Consider the following 2,366-nt stretch of genomic DNA (forward strand, 5'->3'; position numbering starts at 1 on the left):
GCCCGCCGCGAACGTCCAGGTGCGCCTGAACCGCCTCTTCGGGATCCATGTGAACGTCCCGGGCCACTCTGTTGTAGGCCCCGACGGGTAGCAGCGTCACGTCGAACGGTCCGTGATCGGCGCCGATTTCGGCGAAGCTCTTGGTGTAGCCGGTGTCGCCGCCGAAGTATGCCCGGTGCGAGGGGCCGATGATCGCCCACGACGCCCACAGGGTGTTGAAGCGGTTCAGGAAGCGGCCGGAGAAATGCCGGGCCGGTGTGCAGATCAGCGTGAGCTCATCGATTTTCGTCTGCTCGTTCCAGTCGAGTTCGATGACACGCTCGTCGGGAATGCCCCACTCCCGCAGGTGCGCACCGACACCGAGGGGAACCACGAACGGCGCCCACTGGCTGCGGGCCAGTGCGAGGATCGTGTCGATGTCGAGGTGGTCGTAATGGTCGTGACTGATCACGATCGCGTCCAGCGCCGGCAGCGCATCCAGCGGCACCGGCGGCGGATGCATACGCCCCGGCCCGATGACGTCCGACGGCGAGCAGCGTTCGCTCCACACCGGGTCGGTGAGAACGCGGTATCCGTCGATCTCCAGCAGCGTGGTCGAGTGGCCGAACCAGCTGACCGCGATCTGGCCGGCGGGAGCATCGAAGGCTCGCAGCTCGGGGGTGTCCAACGGAATCTCCGCCGAAGGCCGAGCGTCCTCGAGACCGGTGACGATCTCCCACAACAACGATCGCCCTTGATCGGGGCTGATATTCATTGACGGAGGTTCCAGGTTGACGAAGACACCGTCGTGGAAGTTCGGCGACCGGTCGGCGACTGCGCGAATGTCAGACGGTTGAGCTCCGAGCGCGGCCGGTGCACCGTGCAGGGCACGCAACACCCACCCGCCCGTCGCGAGCGAGACTGTGCCCGCTGCCAGTCGCAGTGCTGCGCTCAACATCCGTTACGCCCCCTGGAATTTCGGCGGTCGCTTCTCCACCCGTGCGACCTGCGCCTCGATCACGTCTTGGCTACCCCACGCTTTGTCGAAAAGTTCCTTCTGCGCCGGCGACGGCTCTTCGATGGAGCCGTCGTCGTTGAGCACCCGCTTGGCGTGCTGCAACGCCAGCGGAGCCAGGCCGGCGATATCGGCGGCCCACGCCTGCGCGTCGGCCAGCGTCCCGATCCGGTTGGCCATCCCGGTCTGCAGCGCGGTCTCGGCGCTCAGCTTCTCCGCGGCCAGCAGCATGGCCCGGGCCCGGCCGTGGCCGACCAGCGACGAGAGCCGGTGGATACTCCAGTTATCCAGTGCCAGACCATATTTCGACGTCGGGAACTGGAGGAACGCCTCGGGCGCGACGACTCGAAGATCGCACTGCATGGCCAGCTGGAGACCGGCGCCGATCGCGGGCCCGTTGATCGCGCCGATCACTGGAATCGGCGCGGCGTCCAGCACCTTGTGCAGTTCGATGAGGCGGTCGGGATAGTCGGCGGCGAACGCGTCACCGCTGAGGTCGGCGCCGGCGCAGAACACGGTGCCCTGCCCGGTCAGCACGATGACACGGACATCCTCGCCGACGGCCTTCTCCACCGACTCGCGCAACTCCTCGACCAGCTGGGAGTTGAGCGCATTCCGTCGTTCGGGACGCTGCAACTCAATGGTCAACACGTCTTCGACGCGAGTGAGACCGATCATGGGCCCAGCCTATTAGCCTCGGCCGGGCGGTATCGAATCGGCGGTAGGCGGACCGTTCCCTTCGGCCCATGGACCTGACAGGATGCTTCCCCGTGACAAGGCCTAATTTCCTGGTGATCGTGGCAGATGACCTCGGGTTCTCCGATATCGGCGCGTTCGGCGGCGAGATCGAGACCCCCAATCTGGACCAGCTGGCCCACGCGGGCATCCGGTTGACCGATTTCCACTCGGCGCCGGCCTGCTCGCCGACCCGGTCGATGCTGCTGACCGGCACCGATCACCACATCGCGGGCATCGGCACCATGCTCGAGGTTGCTCCGCAGTTCCGGGGACAGCCCGGCTACGAGGGACACCTGAACGATCGGGTGGTCGCCTTGCCCGAATTGCTACGGGACGCCGGCTACCTGACCCTGATGGCCGGCAAATGGCATCTGGGCAACACCATCGACACGTCGCCGTGGTCCCGTGGATTCGACCGGTCGTTCGCGCTATTGCCCGGCGGTGCAAGCCATTACAGCAATGTTCCCGGCGACTTCATACCAATGATGTCGCGGTACACCGAGGACGATCAGTTCGTCACCGTCCCAGACGACTTCTATTCGTCGGACTTCTACGCCGACACGCTGCTGCGATACTTCCGCGAGCGGTCCGCCGACCCCAAAAATGGGGACCGTCCGTTCTTTGCCTACCTGCC

Annotated in this window: 3 protein-coding genes; 1 reads left to right on the forward strand and 2 read right to left on the reverse strand. The window is 65.7% G+C overall.

The window, feature by feature from the left end:
• Together WAN02_RS21730 and WAN02_RS21735 are read right to left on the reverse strand one after the other, a co-directional pair.
• On the reverse strand, positions 1-937 hold a 937-nt coding region (locus WAN02_RS21730; RefSeq protein WP_422266287.1), incomplete at its 3' end, for an MBL fold metallo-hydrolase.
• 3 nt (positions 938-940) lie between these two features.
• A complete protein-coding gene (locus WAN02_RS21735; RefSeq protein ID WP_422266288.1) occupies positions 941-1,672 on the reverse strand; it encodes an enoyl-CoA hydratase in 732 nt (243 codons plus the stop codon).
• Positions 1,673-1,764: 92 nt separating this feature from the next.
• On the opposite strand from WAN02_RS21735, the gene WAN02_RS21740 reads away from it, so the two are divergent.
• A partial coding sequence (locus WAN02_RS21740; protein WP_422266289.1) for a sulfatase-like hydrolase/transferase occupies positions 1,765-2,366 on the forward strand: 602 nt, incomplete at its 3' end.

The sequence above is a fragment of the Mycobacterium sp. genome (assembly GCF_049281135.1).
In the GTDB taxonomy this organism is placed as follows: domain Bacteria; phylum Actinomycetota; class Actinomycetes; order Mycobacteriales; family Mycobacteriaceae; genus Mycobacterium.

Bases quoted from the DNA above. Each gene is read 5' to 3' on its own strand.
- WAN02_RS21735 (WP_422266288.1), bottom strand. From the start codon at position 1,672: ATGATCGGTCTCACTCGCGTCGAAGACGTGTTGACCATTGAGTTGCAG.